Origin of the sequence: Coprobacillus cateniformis (assembly GCF_009767585.1) — a bacterium.
Classification (GTDB): domain Bacteria; phylum Bacillota_I; class Bacilli_A; order Erysipelotrichales; family Coprobacillaceae; genus Coprobacillus; species Coprobacillus cateniformis.
The window spans coordinates 1-1775 of sequence record NZ_WSNW01000005.1 but is presented as its reverse complement, the minus strand read 5'-3'; the positions used below and the strand labels follow the sequence as shown (position 1 = coordinate 1775).

2 protein-coding genes and 1 pseudogene are annotated in these 1775 nt (G+C 28.2%); all 3 read right to left on the bottom strand.

Annotated elements, in window-relative coordinates:
• Positions 1 to 192, bottom strand: a pseudogene (locus GQF29_RS17935) (hypothetical protein); the annotation flags it as partial.
• 51 nt (positions 193 to 243) lie between these two features.
• The gene (locus GQF29_RS17930) at positions 244 to 657 is read right to left on the bottom strand and encodes a hypothetical protein (RefSeq protein ID WP_054690544.1); all 414 of its coding nucleotides are present in this window, start codon (positions 655 to 657) and stop codon (positions 244 to 246) included.
• A 709-nt stretch (positions 658 to 1366) separates the two neighbouring features.
• Positions 1367 to 1775 (bottom strand): hypothetical protein (locus GQF29_RS17925; RefSeq protein ID WP_160340878.1); only part of this gene is annotated, 409 nt, incomplete at its 5' end.

The following is a 1775-nucleotide window of genomic DNA, read 5'->3' as shown; positions in this document are numbered from 1 at the left end:
TTCATTTGATGATTTCGCTATCTTTTTTTGATGTCTTTTATAATCAAATTTTTTACCATTTTTTTCAATAACATAATGATGATCAATAATTGTTTGTTCATGATTAATTACACAAATAAACCTACGAACTTTTCTTCTTAAATCATCAACCGACATATTGTCATCAATTTCCATTTCTAAGTTTAATTTCATTTTTTTCTCCTTATCATATGAAAAAGGAACTAACATTTTTTTATTAGTTCCTTAATCGACTATTTCTCCTTCCAAATTATTTGGCATAACACAATCAAATAATTTATTGTCCAAATCAATTAAATCATTAATTTTTTCATTTAAAAGTTTGAAAAAATCTCGATGAATAAGTCTACTCCTATCTTCAACTAATTGTGTAGCTGAATTAATCAAATCATGTAATAACGAAATTTCATTCACGTTAAGAATAACTGTAGTTTTTACCAAATTTAAAGTTTCATCTTCAATATCACTTTCCATAAAATACATTAAAAGTGAATTAAAATACTCTGTATATTCTTCGCTTGTTATACAATTATCCCCATTTACAACAAGATATCCTTGTGCATGAAGATAACCCAATACATAATCTTGAGATATTCCAAGTTTTTCTGTTTCACGCAATAATTTACCTACATGTTCCATTTCGATTCTCCTATTTCTTTTATTTATTCTTGATTTCAAAAGTCTTTTGAATTATAATGAAATCAAGAGGTAGCCTGTGGTAGAGCTATCTTTTTATTTTTGTCTTAATAGTTTTATCAATCTTATTAAAGAATTGATAAGTAATCGCAACTCATAAATAGTTTGTCTCACACTATCAATCCCCCTTTCCATTCCAACCGCACGACGCCCAGTTCAAACGGCTTTATGCTAAGGGTTTTTGATAGCTGCCTCTCAATTATCACTATGGACTTACATATTTTCATATTGCCATGTAAAAAGAACAATATTTTCTTTTGATACTGTTCTTTCTTTATTTATATTTATTTGTAACCCTTGACAACCTCCTATGTTATTTTTTCATTTGAAATGAAGTGCAAATCATTTCACACAAATTTATTCTACAATGCTTATTTTCATAAGCTGTGTGGTTCGACTATTTTTATATGCTAGGCTTATCATCACGACAATCACACATAATGGTTTAAGGACAACCTAAACTTTTAAATTTATTGAAGTGCCACACACATTTTAATATGTTCACTTTATCTACTCTATCATCTCTACATCATTATTTCACAACAATAAGCAAGCTATAGTTTTAAGATTGCACTTACCTGTGATTTTTCCATATCTTCACTTCAATAAACATTTATTCAATTGTCAAGGTTCTGTTTCAAAATTTATTTTATTATTTCTTTTGTTGCTCCTGTTGCATTTGTTTTACTTGCTCAACTGGATCAAGTGGTTTGTCATTCATTTGTTTGAAGATTTTTTCGACTTCTCCTCTTTCAACAACACGAACTTTCTCAGCTCTATACGTTTGAATAATTTGCGTAAAATCTCCTGAACCATTGATGTAATGACCAATAAGTAAATCTTCAAAATCAATGAATACTTTTTCCAAAGGATTTTCTTTTTGTTTTCTTACTAAACTGTCTAATACAACTTTATTAGCTGTTTCATAAGATACAGATACAGTAATCTGTTTGTTGTTAAAATGATTAGTGCACTTAACAGCAAATACATAATAATCAAATTCATTCCCATTCACATCTTTTGCCTTTTTCTTTGGGTTTGTGTATTCATTAAATTCAATC

Bases quoted from the DNA above. Each gene is read 5' to 3' on its own strand.
- GQF29_RS17930 (WP_054690544.1), bottom strand. From the start codon at position 657: ATGGAACATGTAGGTAAATTATTGCGTGAAACAGAAAAACTTGGAATA.